The following is a 21,496-nucleotide window of genomic DNA, read 5'->3' as shown; positions in this document are numbered from 1 at the left end:
CGTCAGAGCGTGCTGCGGGCCTGGTCGATCAGCAGGATCGGGATGTCGTCCCGGACGGGATAGGCCAGTGCGCACGACTGGTTGGTGCAGACGAGTTCCTGCTTGTCGTAGTCGACGGCGAACTTCGCGTGGCAGGCGGGGCAGGCCGCGACCGCCAGGAACTCGGGCGAGAGCTGCATCGTGTTGTCGCTCATGGTGACTCCTCCTCGGGGCTGATCCACTCTATCCCCGCCGCACCAGGGCGAGGACCTCGTCGCGCAGGGCGCGCATGGTGGCGTCGTCGCGGGCCTCGACGTTCAGGCGCAGCAGCGGCTCGGTGTTGCTCGGGCGCAGATTCAGCCACCAGCCGTCGTCCCGGTTGCGCACGCTGAGACCGTCGACGCGGTCCGCATCTCCCCGGTCCGCGAACGCCGCGGCCACCCGGTCCATGCACTCCCCGGCGTCGTCGACGGTGGAGTTCAGCTCACCCGAGCGGTGGTAGCCGTCGTACACCGAGGCCAGCTCCGACAGCGGCCGGCCGGACTCGCGCACGAGCTCGATGACGTGCAGCGCCGCGAGCATGCCGGTATCGGCCGACCAGAAGTCCCGGAAGTAGTAGTGCGCCGAGTGCTCGCCGCCGAAGACGGCCCCCGTGCGCGCCATCAGCGCCTTGACGTACGTGTGGCCGACCTTCGACTGCTCGACGCGGCCCCCATGGGCCGCCACGGCCTCCCCCACGCACCAGGAGGTGATGGTGTTGGTGATGACGGTCGAGCCGGGATGCCTGCCCAGCTCCGCGACCGCGATCATGGCGGTGATGACGGACGGGTCCACCACCTCGCCACGCTCGTCGACGATGAAGCAGCGGTCGGCGTCGCCGTCGAACACCAGGCCGAGGTCGGCCCCCTGCTCCAGGACGGCGCGCTGCGCGTCGACGAGGTTCTCCGGCTCCAGCGGGTTGGCAGGGTGGTTCGGGAAGCTGCCGTCGAGTTCCAGGAAGAGGCCGACGATGTCCAGCCCGCGGCCGGCCAGTGCGGTGAGCGCCGTGTGCCCCGCCATGCCGTTGCCGGCGTCGACCACCACGGTCAGGTCGCGGTCCCCGCGCATCGGCACCAGGTCCCCCAGCCGGTCGGCGTAGGGCTTCAGCGCGTCCAGCTCCCGGTAGCCCCCGAGCACCTCGGCGCCCAGTTCGACGGTGCCCGCGCGGTCCCGCAGGCGAGTCATGAAGTCCGCGGGGACCGGTGCGGCGTCGGCCAGGCAGAATTTGATGCCGTTGTAGTCGCTGGGGTTGTGGCTGGCGGTGAACTGCACCCCGGGGACGCGCAGCCACCCGGACGCGAACCACAGGCCGTCGGTGGAGGCGAGCCCGATGTCGACGACGGAGGCGCCGGCGCGGCGGGCACCGTCGATGAACGCCCACGAGAGCTCGCGCCCGAGCACCCTCATGTCGCGGCCGAGCACGAACTCCGCGGGACCCAGCAGGTCGACGAAGGCGGCGCCGAGGCGGCGGGCGCCGTCCTCGTCCCACTGGGGGTGGTCGCCGACGACGATGCCTCGGATGTCATTGGCCTTGAAGATCTGCGGGTCGAGCACGGGGCCAAGCGTATCGCCTGGCGGCGCCGGCGCTCAGTCGTTCGACTGCACCAGGCGCAGGTGTCCGCCGCGGCCGCCGGGGACCGGCGGCTCCGCGTCCCGGGCCGGGGTGGCCGCGGGCGGGGCGGGCTCGTCGTGGCGCAGCCCGATGGCGCGCACGGCGTCGGCGAGGGCCATGAGGTCGTCGGACGCCTGGGGCGGCTCCGGGGCCCTGCCGTCGAGGGGCAGCCGGATGATCTCCCAGCCCATGGGCGCGCTCGTGCGCCCCGCGTGCACGGAGCACAGGTCGTAGGATCCCGGCTCTGCGGCGAGCGCCAGCGGGCCGAGGACGGCGGTGGAGTCGGCGTACACGTAGGTGAGCGTCGCGATGGCGGGGGCGACGCACGCGGTACGGGAACATCTGCGCACGGACAGAGGGTACTGGAGGAGGGCTAAGGTGACGCGTATGCCACGCAGACGAGATCGCCACGGCCGCGGCATCCGGGGTCCGCTGGCCGGCCCCAACCCGTGGACGGGCCGCCCCGTGCCGCTGCGCCGCCCCTCACGGGTGGACTACTTCAACCACTGCGTGACGTCCGCCATGGCCGACATCGCGGCCGTCGCACCCGACGCCCTCTCGGGCGTGGTCGTCGGCGTCGAGGAGGTGCCGCACCTCAACGTCGCGTGGTCCGGGGACCGGGTCCCGCTGTCGGCAGCCCTCGAGCCCGGACGCGGACAGACCGCCCAGATCGTCATCTTCGAGCGCCCGCTGGAGCACCGGGCGCGGTCCCGCGCCGAACTGCGCCGGCTGGTGCACCGCACGATCGTGGAACAGCTCAGCACCCTGACGGGCCGCAGCATCGAGGAACTCGGCGGCGACGACTGGGACGAGGACGACTGATCAGCGCAGCCCCGGCTCCAGCACGGCCGGCACCGCCGCATCCTCCCCCTCACCGCGCGGGGTGAGGGGCGCCACCACGGTCCCGGCGGGCGTCGCGGACGAGGCCGCCGCCAGCAGGGCCCCATCGGCGGCGACCGACACCGACACCGGGTCCCCCGCGGGGAGTGGGACCGAGACGGTGCTGCCGACCGGCACCTCGACGTCGGCGGAGGTGGCCGAGCCGCCCAGCGGGGTGAGCGTCACGGTCGCGGTGACGGCCCCCGCATGGTCGGGGTTGCTGAGGTGGAGGGCGCCGGCACCCGGCACCACGCCGCGCAGCTCCGCCGCCGGCTCGCCGGCGACGACGGTGGCCGCCTGGCCCCCGGCCGTCGTCTGCAGGGCCGCCCCCACCGGGGATGAGGCGGTGACCCGGATGGCGGTCGCTTCGCCGGCCAGCGGCCCCGTCAGCGCGATCCGGACGGTGCTGAGGGGCGCCACGGACAGGCCGTCGCTGACCGCGGGGACGTAGGGACCCTCGGGGCCGAGCCCTTCGAGCGCGATGTCCACGCGCTCCTGGCCGGGATTGCTGACCAGCAGCTCCGTGGCGGTGGCGCCGGCGGCCGCCACGGGCAGCAGGTGCTCGGTCGCGGTGGTGGCCGGGGCCGCGAAACGCGCGGGGCGTCCTTCGACGGCTGTCGCGAGCAGCGCGACCCGGCCCTGGCTGGCCCGGAAGACGACGCCGACGGGGCCCGTGGGGGCGAGGACGGAGAGCGCGACCCGCCGTGTGACGCCGGGCGCGATCGCGATCCCGCGGGCCCCGACGGCGGAGATCTCGCCGTCCGGCCCCAGGAGCGTCAGGTCGACGGCCGCCTCGCCGGCATCGCTGTTGACCAGGACCAGCTCCGTGGCGGCCGGGTCCGCGACGAGCACCATGCCTGCGGTGACCGGAGCCGCGCAGGGCGCCAGCGCCCGCTGCGGGCTGTCGACCAGGATGGAGGCGGTGACCTCCTGGGTCGCGACGATCCGTACCGGCCCCTCAGCGGCGACCTGGCCGGGCGCCTGGAGGCTCTGCCCGTCTCCGTCGAGCGGTGCGACGCTCACCTCCCCCGCCGCGTCCACGAGGACCTGGCCCGCGGCGGCGCAGGTGAGGCGGGTGGTGCGGGGCAGGTCGACTGCCTCCGGCGCCGGCTTGCGCAGGGGGCTGAGGGCCGCCAGGCCGAGCGCCACGCCGGCGAGCACGGCCAGCGCGACGACGCTGAGTGCGAGTCTGCGGATCATTCCTGCCCCCTCCGTGCCACCGCGGCGCCGCCCAGACTCGGCGCCGCCAGGATCGCGATCAGCGCCAGCACTGCGCCGTGCCATACGGCGCGGCCGGTGTGTTCGCGGGGGCCGACGTCCAGGGCGCCGCCGTCCGCACCGAGGGCGAACGTCAGCCGACCGTCCGCGTCCGCCCGCTCCAGCTCACGGCCGTCCACTGTGGCCGCCCAGTCCGCGCCGGGCGGCTCGGCGACGACGAGCGTCCGGTCCGCGGCCCCGTCGGGTACCTCGCCGCGCAGGACGGGCCCGCTCGTGTCGCCGTCTACGAGGGTGACCCGAGAGACGAGACCGGTCACGGTCCACACGACGGTGTCCGCGTCGGCGGCCGCGCTGCTGAGCCCGGCAGCGTTGTCGAGGGCCGCCCGCAGTTCCGGCCCGAAGCCACGCAGCCACACGTGCGAGACGCCCAGAGACGTGAGCTGGGCGGCGACGTCGTCGGGCACCGTTCCGGTGGCAAACGCCTGCACCAGCGCCTGCAGATCAGGGGCGAAGTCGCCGACCGGGTTGCGCTCCGCAGCCCCCCATCGGGGCCGGCGGGAGTCGACGGCGTTCCAGGAGACCTGCTCGCCGTCGTCGAGCTCGATGAGGAGGGCGCGGGTGTCGCGCTCGGAGGTCACCACGTCGCGAACGTAGCCCGGCAGGACGGAGGCCTGGTCGCGGACCGGGCCGGCGAAGCCGACGACCGCCCAGACGCCCGCGGCGAGGATCCCCAGCGCCAGCAGCAGCCCCGGCACCAGCGGCCGGCGGGCCGGCCGCCTCGCCTCGGCGAGCAGCGGGGGCGCCAGGAGCGCCGCGACGACGAGGAGCGCCCACGGCGACAGCAGCGGCCTGGCGGTGCCACCGTCGACCGTGACCACCACCCGCGATAGCAGGGCCCCCAGGATGAGGGGCGCGCCGATCGCGCCGACGGCGAGGCGCCAGCCGCGGTCGCGCAACCGGGCGAGCCCGACGACGGCGGTGACGGCCAGCGCGGAGACGACGACCACGTTGAGCCACAGCGGCAGCCCCGAGGGCAGGATCCGGCCGAGGATCAGCGCGCTCGACGCCGGGGGGTAGTCCGGCCAGGCCAGCGGGTCGACGCCGGTCAGCCAGCGGCCCGGGTACCGCAGCAACGTGGGCAGCCAGGGCGCCACGGCGAGCCACGGCGGGCCGACGGCGGTGAGCGCCTCGGCGAGGCGGCTGCGGTCCCGCAGCACCCACCAGACGGCCCCGGCCGTCGCGAACGGCAGCGCGAGCGGCCACACGACCGTGACCACGAGCAGCCAGAACCCGGCACCGGCGGGTGCCCGCAGCCGCTCGGCGCCTCCGGCCGTGTTGTGGTGGACCGCGTGCAGGGACCGGGCGAGCAGGGGCCCGGCGACGGCGAGCACCATGCCGGTGACGTCGCCCGCCGTGACGAGACCCAGGACGAGGGTGGCGGCCGCCCAGGCGGCGGCCCCGCCGGACGCGGCGGCGGGCTCAAGGCCGAGCCGCCGCAGGAGCGCGAGCGCGGCCAGGGCCGCCAGCACCGGCGCGGCCAGCAGCGCCAGGAACGCGGCCCATCCGGGGCTGCCCAGGCCGGCCAGGGACGCGACCGCGGCGGCGCCCAGCCAGGGTGCCTCACCGGTCAGGTACGCCTGCCAGGCGGCGGCCAGCGAGGCGGGCGCGGGCAGCAGCCCGCCGCCCGAGACGGCGCCGAGGCCCAGGAGCGTCCTGGCGGCAGCCGCCGCGGCGACGATCAGCACGACGAGCACCAGCGTGACCGGCGAGAGGACGCGGCGCTCGGCCCGCCCTCCCGCGAAGTCGTCGCCGGTGAGGTCGTCGATCGTGGTGTCCGAGTCGCGCAGGTCGCGGAAGCGGTCGGCGAGGCCGGAGCCGAGCCGGTCGACCGCGTGGCGCACGGGCCAGAACCGGTTGGGCAGGAGTTCGGCGGGGGTGTGGTCCTCCTCCGGGAAGCGCGCCGCCAGGGACCGCGTCGTCTCGGGGGTGGCGAGGTGGGCCCGCAGGGCGGACAGTTCGGCGCGGGCGTGGCCCGGCGACTTGGCGAGCAGGAAGCCGGCGGCCCGCACCAGCGACGCCGCCGCCAGGCCGGGGCGCGACGCGCCGCGGGACCCGGCGACGCGCAGGGCGGCGAGGCGGTCGTCCAGGTGGGGGTGGCCCCCGGTGGGCCGCTCCCCCGTGCGGCCGGCCCGCCGGTGGACCAGCGCGGCGTCGGGCCAGGTCAGCACGCGGTAGCCGAGGGCGTTGACGCGCCAACCGAACTCGACGCCGTCGCGGTGTCGCGGCACCTCGGGCGCCAGCCCGCCCGTCTCGCGCCACGCCGTGCCACGCACGAGCATCCCGGCGGTGGAGCCGCCGAGGACCTCCGTCGGCTCGGTCTGGCGCTGGTCGACGTCCCCTTCCTCCACCAGCGGCACGCGGATGCCGCCCGCGGTGATGGCCTGGCCGGCCTCGGAAAGCGTGTCGGGGTAGTTGCGGCGCTTGGGCTGCAGCAGCTTCGGCACGACGAGATCCGCCTGGCGGGCCCCCTCGAGCAGGTGGGCGAGCGTGTCGCGGCGTGGGGCGGAGTCGTCGTGCAGCAGCCAGACCCACTCAGGCTCGGCGTCGGCGAGCCCGGCGGCGACCGCGGCCCCGAACACGACGTCGGCGTCCACCGTGCGCACCTCGTCGACGACCCCCTCCGCGGCGGCGGCAGCGAGCAGTTCCGGGGAGGAGTCGGTGGACCCGGTATCCACCGCGATCAGCCGGCCGGGCCGGGGCTGGAGCCCCGCCAGCGCGAGCAGTTGGCGTGGGAGCCACTCGGCGGCGTTGTGGACGACCATGACGGCGACGACGTCGGCGGGGTCGACGGCCGGCGTCTCACCGGCCGGGTCCTCGTTCTCGATCCAGGACCAGAGGTCCTCCAGGCGGCCGTGCAGCGGTTCGTCGGTCAACAGTCCTCCAGCGCTCGGTCAGCCTCTGAGGCTACCAGTGCGCCGCGGACCTAGACGGCGGTGCGCTTGAGCTTGCGGCGCTCGCGCTCGGAGAGCCCGCCCCAGATGCCGAACCGCTCGTCGTGGGCGAGTGCGTACTCCAGGCACTCGGCACGGACCGTGCAGTTCAGGCACACCCGCTTGGCCTCCCGCGTGGACCCGCCCTTCTCGGGGAAGAAGGCCTCGGGATCCGTCTGGGCGCACAGCGCCTCGGCCTGCCACGCGAACGCGCCATCGTCGATGTCATCGAGGAAGAGCGTGACGACGTCGTCCATGCCTTGCCTCCCTTCGCTGGTTGAAATTACACACGAGTGATTTTGATCGGTCAAGCGCCGAACGTTAATCCATCGCGACAGATCACGCGAATCGGGGCCCGGCGACCTCCCGCACGAGCGCCACGAGCTCCTTGACGCGCTCCGCGTCGCCGAGGTGCGCGACCAGTGTCGCGGTCGGGGTGGCGACGACGAGGTGGTCCTCGAGCCCGATGGTGGCGACGACGTGCTCGTCACCGGCGGTGTTGATGACGACGCACCCCGCCGAGTCGAGCGACACCGCACGCCCCTCGACGGCGTTGCCGTGCGCGTCGTGCGGCAGGAGCTCCGCCAGGGACACGAAGCCGCCGACGTCGCGCCAGTCGATCGCGAGCGGGACACTCACCACCTCGCCGTCGGTGCGGCCCGCCGACGCGGGCTCCATCACGGCGTAGTCGACGGAGATCCTGGTCAGCGTCGGGAACAGCTCGTCCAGGCGCTCCGGCTGCGCCACGATCGTGCGCACCGTCTCGGCGGTGTGGGGCAGCAGCTGGTCGAGCTGACCCAGCAGCGTCGCGGCCCGCCACACGAACATGCCGGCGTTCCACCAGTACTCCCCCGTCGCCAGGTAGGCCTCGGCCACCTCCCGCGACGGCTTCTCCTTGAACTGAGCCACCCGGTGCACCCCCGGGAAGCCGGGCACCTCCTCCGCGCGGTGCAGATAGCCGTATCCGGTGTGCGGCGATGTGGGCACCACCCCGAGCGTGACCAGGGCCGTCGGCCGGCTCTCCGCGACCTCGAAGGCGACCCGCAGGCTCCGCTGGAACTCCTCCACCGGCGAGATCACCTGGTCCGCGGTCACCATGGCGACGACGCCGTCGGCGTCCCGGTGTGCCACCTCGGCGGCGGACCACGCCACGGCGTTGAGGGAGTCGCGGCCCTCGGGCTCGCCCAGGATGTTGCCGTGCGGCAGCTCGGGCAGCTGGCGGGCCACGTCGTCGGCGTAGGCGCGGCCCGTGCAGACGAGGATGTGGTCCGGCTCGACGAGCCCGACCAGGCGCTCGTACGCGAGCCGCAGGAGGGAGCGGCCGTCGAAGAGTTCCAGCAGCTGCTTGGGACGGCCCTGGCGGGACAGCGGCCACAGCCTCGTGCCCGACCCGCCGGCCATGATGACGACATAACGCATGCGAGGAGGCTAGCGAATCGCGGGCCTAGGATCGCAGACATGCTGATCGATGCCTTGCGACGGCGCGTGGCGCGCCTTGGCGCCCCGCCCCTCATCACGTTCTACGACGGTGCCGACGGCTCCCGGGTCGAACTGTCCGCGGTCACGTTCGCCAACTGGGTGGACAAGACGGCCAATCTCATCGCCGACCTGGGCCATGACGACGGGGAGCCGATCGACCTCGCGATCGCCGCGACGCATCCCGCGCACTGGGTCACTCTCGTGTGGACGGCCGCGGCCTGGCAGCGCGGGTGCCCCGTCGAGCCAGGGGTGACGGGGGCCGACCTGCTGGTGGTGGGGCCGGGCGACGAGCGCCGCACGGCCACGACGGTGGCCTGCTCCCTGCATCCCCTGGGGCTGGGTTTCCCGCAGCCGCCCGAGGGGGCCGTCGACTACCGGGAGGTGTTCGCCCAGCCCGACGTGCACGACCCATCGCCGCTCGGGGAGTCGACGCTGTGGGCCGGCTCCCCGGTCGCGCCGGTCCCCGCGCGCGACGACCGCGTGCTGCTCGTGGATCCCGATGCCGCCCAGGCGTTGAGTGCCGGACTGCTGGCGCCCGTCGCGGGGGCCGGCTCGACGGTCATCGCCATCGGCGTCGCGCCGGAGCGCGCCACCTCGATCGCCGCCGAGGAACGCGCGCGCCGGCTCTGACCCCGGGTCAGTCGGTCCCGTCCTCCTGCGGCAGCTCCTCGTCCGCGGCGTCGGTCTCGGCCGCGGGCGCGGGCTCGTCCGCCGGCTCGGGCTGCTCGTCCGGCGCCGGTACGGCCACCTCCGGCACGTCGACGACGGCGGCCGCGGCCCCTCCCCCGAGCGTGGCCAGCATCTGGCGGACGTTGGCCAGCTGGGCCGTGATCGAGTCGCGGCGCTGGGTGAGGGCGGCCAGCTCGCGGTCGGAGTCGCGGCGGATGCGCTCGGCCCGGCTGCGGGCCTCGCCCACCAGCTCGTCGGCCTCCCGCTGCGCCGCCGAGCGCACGGCCTCGGCGTGGGAGGTGGCGTCGGAGACGATCCGCTGCGCCTCGGCCTCCGCCGAGCGGAGCTGTTCCTCCGCGGCGCGCAGCTGGGCGTCGCGCTGACCCATCGCGGTCTCGAAGTCCGCGGCGGCCGCGTCCCTGCGGTCCGCGAGGGTGCGCTCGAAGTCCGCGGCGGCCTGTGCGGCGCGGGCCTGCTGGGCCTCGTAGAGGGCTTCGGCCTCCTCGCGGCGGGCTGACGCCTCCCGGTCCGCCTGGTCCAGGATCTCGTCGGCGCGGCGCTGGGCGCCGGTGAGGCGGGCCTCGGCGTCGGCGTCGGCCGAGGACCTGGTGTCGATGGCGTAGCGGTCGGCGTCCGCGGCCTTGGCCTGCGCCTGGCGGGCGGCGTCGTCGAGCATCGAGCGCGCCTCCTCGGTGGCGCGGCGACGGATGTCGACGGCCTCCTCCTCGGCGAGGGTGAGGATCTGCCCGACGCGTTCGCCCAGGTCCGCGTACGTGGGCCGCGACGCCAGCTGCGTGGCGCGTCCGGCCTCCTCGGCCCGGGCGGTCGCGGCGGCGGCGCGCTGCTCCACGTCGGCCTGGCGCTGCTGCAATTCCTTGAGCTGGACGCTCAGCTCGCCGAGCTCGGCGCGAGCCGAGTCCAGGGCCTGCTGCAGCGTGGAGATCTCGGCGTCGACCTGCGTGGGCTCGTAGCCGCGCAGCACGGTACGGAAACTGGGTGTGGTCATGCTTCCTCGTTCTGGGTGGGGGTTTCGGGGACGGCCAGCGCCTCGATCACTCCGGAGAGTGAGTTGAGCTGCTGGGTGATGGCGTCACGGCGACTCGTGAGCCGGGCGACCTCGGCGCGGGCCGAGTCGAGCATCTCTCGGGCCTGAGTGCGGACCGTCTCGGCCTCGACGCGCGCCTCGGCCAGCAGTCTGGTGGCCTCCTCGCGGGTGGCGCGGGTCCTCTCGAAGGAGGCGCGCTGCGAGCGCTCGAGGTCCGCGCTGATCCGCTCCCGCACCACCGCCGCGTCGGCCTCGGCGTCGGCGATGCGCTCGGTGGCCCGCCGCACGACGGCGTCGGCCTCGCGCGCCGCGCGCGTCTCGATCTCGCGGGCGCGTTCCTCGGCGTCGGCCCTGGTGCGGGCCGCGTGGTCGGCGGCGGCGGCGAGTTCCGCGTCGGCGCGGGCGCGCACGTCGTCGGCCTCCAGCTGGGCGGCGCGCAGGCGGCTCCTGGCCACGTCGACGCTCCGGCCCAGCATGGCGGCGATCCGCGCACGGGCGGCGCGGGCCCTGGCCGCCACATCGAGGTGCGTGAGGCGTGTGGTGCGGGCGGCGTCGGCGCGCGCCCCGGCGAGCAGCCCCGCCACGGTGTCGCGGGCCCAGGCCAGCTGGGCGTCGGCGTCGGCGAGACGGCCGCGCGCCTCCTCCTCGGCGTGTGCGACGACGGCGGCGGCCCGGGTGGCCGCGGCGGCGAGCGCCTCCTCGGCCTCGCGACCCAGGTCCTCCGCGTGCCGGCGGGCCGCCTCAAGGGTCTCCCGGGCCCGGGCCTCGGCCTCGGACACGCGGCGTTCCGCATCCGCGGCGGCCTCGGTCCGGAGCCTGGTCAGCTCGGCGTCCCACTCGGCCCGTTCGTCGGCGATCCCGCTGGCGGCGGCGGCGCGGGCGGCGTCCGCCTCGGCCTCCTGCTCGGCGCGCCAAACCGCGAAGCTGCGGGCGCCGGCCTCGGCCTCGGCGGTGGCCGCCGCGCGGATCCGCTCGGCCTCCGCGGTGGCGGCCGCGACCAGATCCTCGGCCTCCGACCGCGCCCCGGCCACCAGCTCGTCGGCGGTGCGCTCGGCGCCCTCGATGATGGTCCCCGCCTGCTCGGCGGCGGCCTGCAACCGGTGCGCGGCGTCCGCGCGCGCCTCGTCGAGGCGGTGTCGGGCGAAGTCCGCCTCGGCACGGATCTCGTCGCGCTCACGGGCCAGCCCCGCCACCTCGGCGCGCACGGCGGCTGCGTCGGCCTCGGCCTCCGCGCGGACCCGGTCCGCGAGGAGCTGGGCCTGGAGCAGCAGCTCGCTGGCGGACTCGGCGGGGTGCATGCCCCCATCTTTCCATGCCCGCGGGAGGCCGGTCACCCGCCGGTCAGTCAGGGCGACCGCGGAGGAAGCCGGCCCCCCACATGACGTGCATGATCACCAGCACCAGCGGCAGCCGGAGCCGGGCCGCCGGCGACACCCCGCGCATCACCCACATGGCGACGAGCAGGAAGAGCGCATAACTCAGCGGCGCGGCGAGGAACAGCGACAGTGCCCGGTTGCGGCTCGCCAGACCCACCACCCCGACGAGGAGTCCGCCGCCGATGCCCACGACGGCCGACGGAGGAGCCAGGTAGCGCGGCGAGAGCGTGTCCGGATGGCGCCGCGCCACCTCGCGCCGCCACTGGCCGGTGGTGAAGAACTGCTGCGCCAGGGCCCGGTAGCTGTCGCGCGGGTGATAGACGACCCTGAGGTCCGGGTGGAAGTAGACGAGGTGGCCGGCGCGGCGCAGCCGGTAGTTGAGCTCCCAGTCCTGCGCACGGTGCAGGCTCTCGTCGAAGCCGCCCACCTCCAGGAGAACGGCCTTACGGAACACGCCCAGGAACACCGTGTCGGCAGGGCCGGGCGGCGTGTCGGCCAGGTGGAAGCCGCCACCGCCGAGCCCGAGGCGGGAGTTGTACGCGGCGGCGATGGCCTCGGACAGCGGGCTGGTTCCCTGAGCGTCCATGAGCCCGCCGACGTTGGCGGCCCCCGTGTCTTCGAGCAGGCGCACCGCGGTGGCGATGTAGTCGCGGCTCAGCTCGCCGTGGCCGTCGACGCGCACGATGACGTCGTGGCGTGCGCGGCGGATGCCGATGTTGAGTCCGGCCGGCGTGTAGCCCGTGGGATTGTCCAGCACCACGACGCGCGGGTCCTCGGCGGCGAGTTCCTGGGCGATCCGGTGTGTCTGGTCCTCGCTGGGGGCGACGCAGAGCAGCAGTTCGAGGTCCCCCGGGTAGTGCTGCTCGCGGACGCGGGCGACCGCCGCGCGGAGGTGTTTCTCCTCGTTGCGGATCGGCATCACGACGCTCACCGGCTGCACGTGACCCTCCTTCCCCAGGGGCCCAACCTAGCTGACCGCGCAGACGGCTGCCAGATCCGTGGTCTCGGTGCTGGCCTCGGCCGACGGCTTGGGCGCGGGCGCCGACGACCGCGACGACTTGGGCGCCGCCGACGTCGACTCCTCGGGCTTGTCGGCGGTCTTCTTCGGGGTGGCCGTGGGCGAGGCCGCCGCCGACGAGCGCGCCGGGCTCGGCTCGACGGTGGGCTCCCCGGACAGGTGCTTGTCGACCGTGGCGCGGATGAGCTCGAAGTCCGGTTCCGCGGAGACGATCATGGGCGGGACAAAATTGACCGCCGTCATGCCCTGGTCCCGCACGCGGAGGGCCAGTTCGGCCAAGTCGTTGATGGCCCCGGTCCCGATGTCGGTGCGCAGCAGGTCCTTGCCCGCCTCGCTCAGCGCCACGAACTTGGTGGCCACCGTCAGGGGGTCCAGCTGGTGCACCATGGCGGACATGACGCACTTCTGCCGCAGCATCCGCTCGTAGTCGCTGGAGTCGGAGCGGGACCGCGCGAACCACAGGGCGTGGTAGCCGTCGAGCAGCACGTTCTCGCCGGGCTCGATCCACTTGGTGACCTCGGCGCCGTTGGCGCCGCCGATCGGGATGCGCCGGCCGATGTCGAGGCGGATGCCGCCCATGGCGTCGATGAGCGACTGGAAGCCGTGCATGTCGATCAGCGCGTAGTAGTTGAGCTCGAGCCCGAGGGTCTCCTCCACGGCCTCCTTCGTGGCCTCGAGGCCGGCGTCGCGCCCGGGATAGAGGTCGGCGTTCTCCTCCCCGAGGGTCCAGATGCCGTTGAGCATGCACTCGCCGCCGTCGCACACGTACCCGTCGGGGTAGCGCGGGTGCAGCGGGGAGGACTCGGGGAACGGCACCCGTTGGAGGTTGCGCGGCAGCCCGAAGAGGACGGCGCGGCCCGTCTCGGCGTCGATGGACGCCACGTTGATGGAGTCCGGGCGCAGGCCCTCGCGCGACTCCGCGGAGTCGGCCCCCAGGAGGAGGATGTTGTAGCGGCCCTCCTTGAGGTCGGTCTCGCCGCCCCCGCCGAACAGCTGACCGACGTTGCGCGCGGCCACGAGGGCCTCAGTGGCGGTGGTCGTCACCCCGGCGACGGCGAGGATCGTGCCGAGCGCCAGCGCGGTGAGCGCCAGCCGCCGGCGGCGCTCCAGCCGCAGCGGGTGCGCCAGGCGCCACGCGTCGATCAGGAGGAGCACCCAGGCCACGAACAGCGTCCACAGGACCACCCGGAGCGCACCGGTGAGCCACGGCTGCAGGAGCAGTCCCAGCGTCGGGCCACGCAGCACCAGGAGGCCGAACGCGACGATCACGCCGACCAGCGCGGCCGCCCCGTACACGCGGGTCGCGAGTCGGCCGACCGCGCGGTTGCCCGCGAACAGCTGCACGGAACCCGGGAGCAGGGCCGACATCAGCACATAGCCCAACGCCCGACGGGTGTGGATGCGCTGCGCCGCGGTCGGTCGTGGTGGCGTCAAGGGGGGCTCCTCATCGGTGGCTCGCCCCAGTCTCACCCGGGGACCCCCCGCCGACAAATCCGCCACGCGGGGGGAGGTCGGACCGCCTGGGTATCCTGTGGCCGGAACAGGAGGCCCGGGTGGCGAAGAACGACGACATGGAATGGCTGTACCGGGCGGAGTCCCCGGACCGGCCCGAGCGCACGGAAGTGATGCCGGCCGCGGAGATGCGCGACGGCGCCTATCCGCCCCCCGGCGCCCGCACCGCGTACCCGGCCACCCCCGGCGAGCCGCCCGTCGCGCCGCCCGCCGGTCGTCGGCCACGCCGTCCGCGTCGCCGTCGCCCGGTCCTGCGGACGCTCCTGACACTCCTGGTCCTGTGGCTGGCGTTCCTCATCGGGACTCCCGCGTACGCCTGGACGGTCACCACCTCCACCGACGCGTCGCCGGACGGCGACCGCCCCGCGGACCAGCCCGGCACGACGATCCTGCTCGTGGGTTCCGACGCGCGCGAGGACGACTCGGGCCGCGCGGACACCATGATGTTGCTGCACGTCCCGCTCGGCTCGAAGCCCGTCCTCATGTCCCTCCCCCGGGACTCGCTGGTGACCATCCCCGGCCGCAGCAGCAACAAGATCAACGCCGCCTACGCGTTCGGCGGGCCGGAGCTGCTGGTGGCCACCGTCGAGGAGAACACGGGCGTGAAGATCGACGGATATCTGGAGGTCGGCTTCGAGGGGGTCGTGCACGTCGTCGACGCCGTCGGCGGCATCGAGGTGTGCCCCACGTTCGACATCGACGACTCGTTCGCCGACCTGACGCTCTCCCAGGGCTGCCAGACGGTCGACGGCACCACGGCCCTGGCCTATTCCCGCATGCGCAAGTCGGACCCCAAGGGCGACCTCGGCCGCGTCGAGCGGCAGCGCGAGGTCATCGCGGCCATCATGAAGGAGGCCATCTCGCCCGCGAGCCTCATCAACCCGGTCCGCTACTGGCGGCTCAACATGGCGGCCGCCGAGTCCCTGTCCCGCGGCGAGGACACCGGCCTGGTCGACATGGCGGCGGTGGGCCTGGGCTTCGCGGCCGCGACCACCGGCGCGGGCATCAGCATGACAGTGCCGGTCGCCGGCACCGACACCGTCGACGGGGTCGGCTCCGTCGTGCGGTGGGACGAGGACGCCAGCGCCGCCGTGTTCGCGGCCATCGCCGCGGGCGACACCACCGATCTGGAGAAGTACCAGGGCTGAGTCAGCCGACGGCGCCGCGGACCGCGGCACCCTTGGCGTGCGCGGCGTCACGCAGCGAGTCCTGGAACTCGACCATGCGTCCCCGCAGCCGGTCGTCGGCAGCCGCGAGGATGCGTACGGCCAGGAGGCCGGCGTTGCGGGCGTTGCCGATCGCCACCGTCGCGACGGGGACGCCGGCGGGCATCTGGACGATCGACAGCAGGGAGTCCATGCCGTCGAGGTACTTCAACGCCACCGGCACGCCGATCACCGGCAGCGGGGTGAGGGCCGCCAGCATGCCGGGCAGGTGGGCGGCCCCGCCCGCGCCGGCGATGATGACGCGCACGCCGCGCTCGTGCGCCTCACGGCCGAAACGGACCATGTCCTCGGGCATGCGGTGGGCGGAGACGACGTCGGCCTCGAACGGGACGTCGAACTCGCGCAGGGCGTCGGCGGCGGCCGACATGGTGGGCCAGTCGGAGTCCGACCCCATCACGATCGAGACAAGCGGCTCAGGCATCGGGATCTCCCATCAGGTAGCGGGCGGCGTGGTGGGCGCGGCGGCGCACGTCGTGGAGGTCGGTGCCGAGCGCGGTGACGTGCCCCACCTTGCGGCCCGGCTTGACCTCTTTGCCGTAGAGGTGGACCCGGATCTCGCGGTCGCGGGCGAACACGTGCAGCAGCGCGCCGGTGAGGTCCTCCTCGGCCCCGCCGAGGACGTTGGTCATGACGACGATCTCGTCGCGCAGCTCCGGTGAGCCGAGCGGCAGGTCGAGGGCGGCGCGGATGTGGTTCTCGAACTGGCTGGTGCGGGCGCCGTCGATGGTCCAGTGGCCGGTGTTGTGCGGGCGCATCGCCAGCTCGTTGACGACGATGCGGCCGTCGCGGGCCTCCATGAGTTCGACGGCCAGGACGCCGACGACGCCGAGCTCGGAGGCCACGCGGATGGCGGTGGCCTGCAGGGCGCTCGCGCGGGCCGGGTCCAGCCCGGGGGCGGGGGTGACGGTCTCGACGCAGATGCCGTCGGTCTGCACCGTCTCGCTGATCGGGTAGGCCACGACCTGGCCGGAGGGGGACCGCACGACGATGGCTGACAGCTCGCGGGCGAAGTCGATGAACTCCTCGGCGACGATGCGCACGCGCTCGCCGGCGGACTCCTGTTTCATGCCCTCGAACGGGACGCCCGCGTCGGCCGGGCCGTCGATCTTCCACACGCCCTTGCCGTCGTATCCGCCCCGCGACGTCTTGGCGATGATGGGCCAGCCGTGCTCGTCGCCGAAGGCCGCGAGCTCGCCGGCCGTGTCGCAGATGCGGTACACCGGGCAGTCCACGCCGAGTTCGGTCATGCGCTCGCGCATGAGGGCCTTGTCCTGCGCGAACCGCAGAGCCTGCGGCCCGGGCCGCACCGCGACGAGTTCCTCGAGCCGCTCGAGGTGCCGCGTGGGGACGTGTTCGTGGTCGAAGGTGACGACGTCCGCCCCGGCGACGAAGGCGGTGAGCACGTCGAGGTCGTGATAGTCCGCCACCGTGGTGGCGGGGACGACCTGGGCGGCCGACACATCCGGTCCCTCCGCGAGCAGCCGCACGTCGATCCCCAGTGGGATGGCGGCCTGGTGCATCATGCGGGCGAGCTGCCCGCCCCCGGCGATGGCCACGGCATAGCGTCGAGTCACCGGGGCAGCATATCCGTATCGCTCACTCGCCCCGGTCCTCGTCGTCGCGGAACAGCAGCTCGGTGATCGCGACGTGCACGCGCTCGACGTCGGGGACGTCCGGCAGCCGCAGCGGCTGACCCGCGGCGGTCTCGAACACGAGCGTGCCGCAGCCCAGGATGCGGTCGGTGAGCGAACGCTCGTAGTTGACGTTCGTGATGCGCCGCAGCGGGAGGTCGTGGCCGGTGCGGGTGAGGATGCCGCGGCGCGTGATGATCCGGCGGTCGGTGATCGTGTACGTGGAGGTCGCCCACCGCAGCAGCGGCAGCAGCACCCAGGCCACGACGGCGATCAGGGCCACCGCGACGAGCGCGTAGGTGCCCCAGGGCTGCCACGTGGCGGGCAGCACGGCGATCCCGGCGCCCACCACCGCCGCCGTCGCGATGAGCGTGACGACCGGTACGATCAGCGCCTTCGCGTGTGTGCGCAGCGACACAACCACCAGCTCGCCCTGGCCCAGCTCCTCGGGTTTCACCGCCATGCGCCCCAGTGTGGCACGCCGCCGGTCAGCGGCCGAGGGACGCGTGCACGACGTCGCCGACGGCGAACGTCTCGACGCCCTCCGCGGTGGTCACGAGCAGCCGCCCGACGTCGTCGACCCCGCGGCCGGTCCCGGAGACGCGCCTGTCGTCGAGGACGACGGTCAGCGGGGCCCCGATCGAGGCGCAGCGCGCCTCGTACTCGGCGCGGAGGCTGCCCCGCCGCTGCCAGGACCGGTAGTGCGACTCGAACTCGGTGAGGACGGCCGCGACGATACGGCTCTGGTCCGTCGGCAGGCCCTCCAGCGCGAGTGACGTCGCCGTGGGCACGGGAAGCTGGTCGGCGGCCAGGTCCACGTTGATGCCGATGCCGACGACGGCGCGGGCGCCGGCGGGGTGCTCGACGCGCTCGGAGAGGATGCCGCACACCTTCCGGCCGCGGATGAGCACGTCGTTGGGCCACTTGAGCCCCACCCCGGCCGCGGGACCCCCCAGCGAGGAGACGGCGGAGGCGACGGCCATGCCCGCGAGCAGCGACAGCCACCCCCATTGCGGGAACGGCGGTTGGGGGGTGAGCAGCAGCGACATCGAGATCGACGTGCCGGGCGGACTGACCCAGGTGCGGTCGAGGCGGCCGCGGCCGGCGGTCTGCTCGGAGCTGACCAGCACCGCGCCCTCCGCCTCCCCCGACCTGGCCCGGGCCGCGAGGTCCGCGTTCGTGGAGCCGGTGGTGGACACCACGTCGACGCGGCGCCACAGGCTACCGCCGGGGAGCAGCGCCTGGATCCGGCCGGCGTCGGGTGTGGTCACGGCCGCCATCCTACGGCGCGCGAATCTGGGCAGCGCCGACGTGTGGCCCTCGGCTGGATATCGTGACCCCATGGAGATCGACATCCACACCACTGCCGGTCGGATCGCGAATCTCGGAGTGCGCATCGATGAAGCTGTGCACGCGGGATCGGTCGAAGCCGTGGAGAAGCAGCATGCCAAGGGGAAGATGACCGCCCGCGAACGGGTCATGGCCCTACTCGACGAGGGCAGTTTCGCCGAGTTCGATCAGTTCTCCCGCCACCGGACCAGCGCCTTCGGGATGGACGCCCGTCGGCCGTTCGGCGACGGCGTCATCACCGGGACGGGGTCCATCCACGGCCGCCCGGTGTGCGTGTTCAGCCAGGACGTCACCATCTTCGGCGGTGCGCTGGGCCAGGTGTACGGCGAGAAGATCGTCAAGATCCAGGACTTCGCGCTGAAGACGGGCGTGCCGCTCATCGGCATCAACGAGGGCGGCGGCGCGCGCATCCAGGAGGGCGTGGTCTCCCTGGCGCTCTACGGCGAGATCTTCAAGCGCAACACACGCGCCTCGGGCGTCATCCCGCAGATCTCGCTCATCATGGGCGCGGCAGCGGGCGGACACGTGTACGGGCCGGCCCTGACCGACTTCGTCGTCATGGTCGACAAGACGTCGCAGATGTTCATCACCGGGCCCGAGGTCATCAAGACGGTGACCGGCGAGGACGTCTCGATGGAGGAGCTGGGCGGCGGCCGCACCCACAACACGAAGTCCGGCAACGCCCACTACCTGGCCGCGGACGAGAACGACGCCATCGAGTACGTGCGGGAGCTGCTGAGCTACCTGCCGCAGAACAACCTGGAGGACCCGCCCGTCTTCGACGACGACGAGGCCGACCTCACGATCACGGACCACGATCGCGAGTTGGACGCGCTCATCCCGGACTCGGCCAACCAGCCCTACGACATGCGCGAAGTGATCCGCAACGTGCTCGACGACGACGAGTTCCTCGAGGTCATGGAGCTGTTCGCGGGGTCCATCATCGTCGGCTTCGGCCGGATCGAGGGCCGCTCGATCGGCATCGTCGCCAACCAGCCGACGGTGTTCGCGGGCTGCCTCGACATCGACTCGGCGGAGAAGGCGGCGCGCTTCGTGCGGACCTGCGACGCGTTCAACATCCCCGTCCTCACGTTCGTCGACGTTCCCGGGTTCCTGCCCGGCGTGGGCCAGGAGCATCAGGGCATCATCCGGCGCGGCGCGAAGCTCATCTACGCCTACGCCGAGGCCACCGTGCCGCTGCTGACGGTCATCACCCGCAAGGCCTACGGCGGCGCCTACGTCGTCATGGGCTCCAAGCACCTGGGCGCCGACATCAACCTGGCGTGGCCCACGGCGCAGATCGCGGTGATGGGCGCCCAGGGCGCCGTCAACATCCTCTACCGCAAGCAGCTGGCCGCCGCGGAGGACCCCGAGGCGGAGCGGGCGCGGCTGATCCAGGAGTACGACGACGAGCTCACCAACCCGTACGTCGCGGCCGACCGGGGCTACATCGACCAGGTGATCTACCCGCACGAGACGCGGGCGCAGGTCATCCGGGCGCTGCGGCTGCTGCGCACCAAGCGTGAGACGCTCCCGCCGAAGAAGCACGGGAACATCCCGCTATGACCGAGCCCATCTCACTGAACGGCCCGCAGCTGACGGAGGAGGAGTTGGGCGCGCTCATGGCGGTGCTCCAGGCGTCGTCGCGGCCGGACCGGCTGCGCTCGGCGGACGACCGGCCGATCGCCGGAGGCTGGACTTCGTACTACCGGACGGTCCGCACGCCGCTGATGAGCGGGCGGGACGCGTGGCGCACCTACCACCGCCTGTGACGATGCGCTTCATCCTCGCGTCCAAGTCGCCGGCGCGCCTCGCCGTGCTGCGGCGCGCCGGGCTCGACCCGGAGGTGCTGGTGTCGGGGTTCGACGAGCGCAGCGTCGCGGATCCGGTGCCGCCGCGGCTCGCGGGGCGACTGGCCGAGGCCAAGGGGTCTGCCGTGCTCCCCCAGACCGAGGGGGACCTGCTGCTCCTGGCCTGCGACTCGGTGCTGGAGTTCGAGGGCCGCGCCCATGGGAAGCCGGGCTCGGAGCAGGCCGCCGCCGAGCGGTGGCGGCGGATGCGTGGCAGGGAGGGGCTACTGCACACCGGGCATTTCGTCGTCGTGCGGCGCGGCGCCCAGGTGTTCCGGTCGACACGGGTGGGCTCGACCGTCGTCCGGTTCGCCGACCTCTCCGACGAGGAGATCGCGGCCTACGCGGCCACCGGGGAGCCGCAGAAGGTGGCCGGGGGCTTCACGATCGACGGCCGCGGCGGGGCGTATGTCACGTCGGTGGAGGGCGACCCCTACAACGTCGTCGGCGTGTCCCTGCCGCTGTTCCGGCAGATGGTGATCGACGCGGGCGTGCCCTGGCAGTCGCTCTGGCGTTGACAGCCCCCGGCTAGAGTGGCGGCGTGTCACGGATGTTCCTGGGTCTCGCCGCGCTGCTGGCCGTGACCGGGTGTGCCGCGGCTCCGGCGTCGACCCCCGGCCCCAACCCGGCCCCCGCCGCCGCCGCGACGGCCCCGGCCGACGGCGTGCTGCTCACCGACCTCGGCTTCACCCACGCCCCCGCGGGCTTCTCCCTGCCACGCACCGTCGTCATCGACGAGGCGATCAACGCGGGAAACAACGTCACCGTCGTGCTGACGCAGCCGTCCGGCGCCGAGGTCGCGGACTACCTCCGGCGGCACCTCGACGCCATGGGATTCACGATCACCGCCGACGGCGGCGGGTCGCTGCTGTTCGAGTCGGCCACGCACGACGGGGCCTTCACGGTCACCGACGGCCTCGCTGCGCTGAGCCTGCGCACGGACCGCGCAGACTAGCGACGCGGGCGGCTCACCCGAACGTCAGCGCCACGTCGCCGGGCTCACTCAGTGCCAGCCGCACCATGGCGTCGAGGTGCCTGTGCCGCGGCTCGGGGAGCCGGTCGGCGGGGAACCACGCGACGTCGGTGGACTCCTCGTCACCGACGCGCGGCTCACCCGCCACCCAGCGGGCCCGGAACCCGTGGTCGACGTACTGACAGTGGTCGCCGTTGGGGTAGGTGACCGGATCGGTGACGACGAGCCACACCAGGCGCTCGATCTCGATGGTGACGCCCGCCTCCTCCAGGGCCTCCCGCCGCGCCGTCGTCGCAGGGTGCTCCCCCGGATCCACGATCCCGCTGACCGGCGCCCACTCCCCCGTGTCGGAGCGCCGCACCAGCAGCACCTCGCCGCCACGGACGATGAGCGCGTTGGCCCCCATGAGCCACAGCGGGGCGTGCCCGATGTGTCGGCGCAGCTCGGTGATGAAGTCGGGAGTCGGCATGGGTCCAGTCTCACAGCCGGTGGACGGGCGCGCCAGCGAGACCCGACTGCTGGCTAGTACCGCGTCAGGCAACCTTGGCCCTCTTGATGATTGCGGCTCGTTTGAGGACTTTGCGGAGTCGTGGGTCGGTGGCGTGGGAGTTGCGCCAGATGATGTAGCGGCGGATCAGGCTGGCTTGCTC

General features: G+C 73.7%; 23 protein-coding genes. 7 read left to right on the top strand and 16 right to left on the bottom strand.

Features of this window, described 5'->3' with window-relative positions:
• Nucleotides 1-2: 2 nt before the first annotated feature.
• From ACFQPD_RS05620 to ACFQPD_RS05610, 3 genes are read right to left on the bottom strand one after another with little or no spacing between them, the layout of a single operon-like run.
• Nucleotides 3-194, bottom strand: coding sequence for a Trm112 family protein (locus tag ACFQPD_RS05620; RefSeq protein ID WP_068750873.1), 192 nt, complete (start codon nt 192-194; stop codon nt 3-5).
• A gap of 28 nt (nt 195-222) precedes the next feature.
• Nucleotides 223-1,572 (bottom strand): phosphomannomutase/phosphoglucomutase, encoded by a 1,350-nt coding sequence (gene manB, locus ACFQPD_RS05615; RefSeq protein ID WP_385899303.1) that lies wholly within the window; start codon nt 1,570-1,572, stop codon nt 223-225.
• A 33-nt stretch (nt 1,573-1,605) separates the two neighbouring features.
• Nucleotides 1,606-1,980 (bottom strand): DUF3499 domain-containing protein, encoded by a 375-nt coding sequence (locus ACFQPD_RS05610; RefSeq protein ID WP_385899301.1) that lies wholly within the window; start codon nt 1,978-1,980, stop codon nt 1,606-1,608.
• Between the two features lie 37 nt (nt 1,981-2,017).
• Here ACFQPD_RS05610 and ACFQPD_RS05605 point away from each other — a divergent pair, with 37 nt between their 5' ends.
• Entirely contained in the window at nt 2,018-2,452 is a 435-nt protein-coding gene (locus ACFQPD_RS05605) for a metallopeptidase family protein (protein ID WP_068750869.1), read from the top strand.
• Here ACFQPD_RS05605 and ACFQPD_RS05600 read toward each other — a convergent pair whose 3' ends face one another.
• From ACFQPD_RS05600 to ACFQPD_RS05585, 4 genes are all read right to left on the bottom strand, one after another.
• Entirely contained in the window at nt 2,453-3,709 is a 1,257-nt protein-coding gene (locus ACFQPD_RS05600; RefSeq protein WP_385899297.1) for a DUF5719 family protein, read from the bottom strand.
• Nucleotides 3,706-6,660, bottom strand: coding sequence for a glycosyltransferase (locus ACFQPD_RS05595; protein WP_385899294.1), 2,955 nt, complete (start codon nt 6,658-6,660; stop codon nt 3,706-3,708). Before ACFQPD_RS05595 ends, ACFQPD_RS05600 begins: the two co-directional genes overlap by 4 nt.
• Before the next feature lie 50 nt (nt 6,661-6,710).
• Nucleotides 6,711-6,974: a WhiB family transcriptional regulator gene (locus tag ACFQPD_RS05590; RefSeq protein WP_068750864.1), complete on the bottom strand. Its 264-nt coding sequence runs from the start codon at nt 6,972-6,974 to the stop codon at nt 6,711-6,713.
• Nucleotides 6,975-7,056: 82 nt separating this feature from the next.
• A complete protein-coding gene (locus ACFQPD_RS05585; RefSeq protein ID WP_385899291.1) occupies nt 7,057-8,136 on the bottom strand; it encodes a mannose-1-phosphate guanylyltransferase in 1,080 nt (359 codons plus the stop codon).
• Between the two features lie 39 nt (nt 8,137-8,175).
• Here ACFQPD_RS05585 and ACFQPD_RS05580 point away from each other — a divergent pair, with 39 nt between their 5' ends.
• A complete protein-coding gene (locus ACFQPD_RS05580; protein WP_385899288.1) occupies nt 8,176-8,826 on the top strand; it encodes a TIGR03089 family protein in 651 nt (216 codons plus the stop codon).
• A gap of 7 nt (nt 8,827-8,833) precedes the next feature.
• On the opposite strand, the gene ACFQPD_RS05575 is transcribed toward ACFQPD_RS05580, so the two are convergent.
• Genes ACFQPD_RS05575 through ACFQPD_RS05560 form a run of 4 tightly spaced genes read right to left on the bottom strand, consistent with a single transcriptional unit; the run spans nt 8,834 to nt 13,738 of the window.
• Nucleotides 8,834-9,871 carry a hypothetical protein gene (locus ACFQPD_RS05575; RefSeq protein WP_385899285.1) on the bottom strand — a complete coding sequence of 346 codons (1,038 nt, stop codon included), beginning with the start codon at nt 9,869-9,871 and terminating at the stop codon, nt 8,834-8,836.
• On the bottom strand, nt 9,868-11,208 hold the full coding sequence (locus ACFQPD_RS05570; RefSeq protein WP_385899282.1) for a hypothetical protein: 1,341 nt from the start codon (nt 11,206-11,208) through the stop codon (nt 9,868-9,870). Before ACFQPD_RS05570 ends, ACFQPD_RS05575 begins: the two co-directional genes overlap by 4 nt.
• 43 nt (nt 11,209-11,251) lie before the next feature.
• Nucleotides 11,252-12,226 (bottom strand): glycosyltransferase family 2 protein, encoded by a 975-nt coding sequence (locus ACFQPD_RS05565; RefSeq protein WP_385899279.1) that lies wholly within the window; start codon nt 12,224-12,226, stop codon nt 11,252-11,254.
• A gap of 27 nt (nt 12,227-12,253) precedes the next feature.
• The gene (locus tag ACFQPD_RS05560; RefSeq protein ID WP_385899277.1) at nt 12,254-13,738 is read right to left on the bottom strand and encodes an LCP family protein; all 1,485 of its coding nucleotides are present in this window, start codon (nt 13,736-13,738) and stop codon (nt 12,254-12,256) included.
• 119 nt (nt 13,739-13,857) lie between these two features.
• Here ACFQPD_RS05560 and ACFQPD_RS05555 point away from each other — a divergent pair, with 119 nt between their 5' ends.
• Nucleotides 13,858-14,964: an LCP family protein gene (locus ACFQPD_RS05555; RefSeq protein ID WP_385899274.1), complete on the top strand. Its 1,107-nt coding sequence runs from the start codon at nt 13,858-13,860 to the stop codon at nt 14,962-14,964.
• Between the two features lies 1 nt (nt 14,965).
• Here ACFQPD_RS05555 and purE read toward each other — a convergent pair whose 3' ends face one another.
• Genes purE through ACFQPD_RS05535 form a run of 4 tightly spaced genes read right to left on the bottom strand, consistent with a single transcriptional unit; the run spans nt 14,966 to nt 17,953 of the window.
• Nucleotides 14,966-15,463, bottom strand: a complete 498-nt coding sequence (gene purE, locus ACFQPD_RS05550; protein ID WP_353082261.1) for a 5-(carboxyamino)imidazole ribonucleotide mutase — start codon at nt 15,461-15,463, stop codon at nt 14,966-14,968.
• Complete coding sequence (locus ACFQPD_RS05545) at nt 15,456-16,616, bottom strand: 5-(carboxyamino)imidazole ribonucleotide synthase (RefSeq protein ID WP_385899271.1); 1,161 nt, start codon at nt 16,614-16,616, stop codon at nt 15,456-15,458. The genes purE and ACFQPD_RS05545 overlap by 8 nt, the downstream gene beginning before the upstream one ends.
• Nucleotides 16,617-16,638: 22 nt before the next feature.
• Nucleotides 16,639-17,136: a PH domain-containing protein gene (locus ACFQPD_RS05540; RefSeq protein ID WP_068750850.1), complete on the bottom strand. Its 498-nt coding sequence runs from the start codon at nt 17,134-17,136 to the stop codon at nt 16,639-16,641.
• Between the two features lie 25 nt (nt 17,137-17,161).
• Nucleotides 17,162-17,953 carry a biotin--[acetyl-CoA-carboxylase] ligase gene (locus tag ACFQPD_RS05535; protein ID WP_385899268.1) on the bottom strand — a complete coding sequence of 264 codons (792 nt, stop codon included), beginning with the start codon at nt 17,951-17,953 and terminating at the stop codon, nt 17,162-17,164.
• A 61-nt stretch (nt 17,954-18,014) separates the two neighbouring features.
• Here ACFQPD_RS05535 and ACFQPD_RS05530 point away from each other — a divergent pair, with 61 nt between their 5' ends.
• Genes ACFQPD_RS05530 through ACFQPD_RS05515 form a run of 4 tightly spaced genes read left to right on the top strand, consistent with a single transcriptional unit; the run spans nt 18,015 to nt 20,828 of the window.
• Nucleotides 18,015-19,589: an acyl-CoA carboxylase subunit beta gene (locus ACFQPD_RS05530; protein ID WP_385899265.1), complete on the top strand. Its 1,575-nt coding sequence runs from the start codon at nt 18,015-18,017 to the stop codon at nt 19,587-19,589.
• Nucleotides 19,586-19,795, top strand: coding sequence for an acyl-CoA carboxylase subunit epsilon (locus tag ACFQPD_RS05525; protein ID WP_068750846.1), 210 nt, complete (start codon nt 19,586-19,588; stop codon nt 19,793-19,795). Before ACFQPD_RS05530 ends, ACFQPD_RS05525 begins: the two co-directional genes overlap by 4 nt.
• Entirely contained in the window at nt 19,792-20,391 is a 600-nt protein-coding gene (locus ACFQPD_RS05520; protein WP_385899263.1) for a Maf family protein, read from the top strand. The genes ACFQPD_RS05525 and ACFQPD_RS05520 overlap by 4 nt, the downstream gene beginning before the upstream one ends.
• A 23-nt stretch (nt 20,392-20,414) precedes the next feature.
• A complete protein-coding gene (locus tag ACFQPD_RS05515) occupies nt 20,415-20,828 on the top strand; it encodes a hypothetical protein (protein ID WP_385899261.1) in 414 nt (137 codons plus the stop codon).
• Nucleotides 20,829-20,841: 13 nt separating this feature from the next.
• Here ACFQPD_RS05515 and ACFQPD_RS05510 read toward each other — a convergent pair whose 3' ends face one another.
• Nucleotides 20,842-21,315 carry an NUDIX domain-containing protein gene (locus ACFQPD_RS05510; RefSeq protein WP_068750843.1) on the bottom strand — a complete coding sequence of 158 codons (474 nt, stop codon included), beginning with the start codon at nt 21,313-21,315 and terminating at the stop codon, nt 20,842-20,844.
• Nucleotides 21,316-21,496 lie beyond the last annotated feature (181 nt).

Source organism: Tessaracoccus sp. O5.2 (assembly GCF_964266725.1).
Taxonomy (GTDB): Bacteria; Actinomycetota; Actinomycetes; order Propionibacteriales; family Propionibacteriaceae; genus Arachnia; species Arachnia lapidicapta.
The sequence above is the reverse complement of the archived record's forward strand: the minus strand, read 5'-3'. Positions and strand labels throughout refer to the sequence as shown.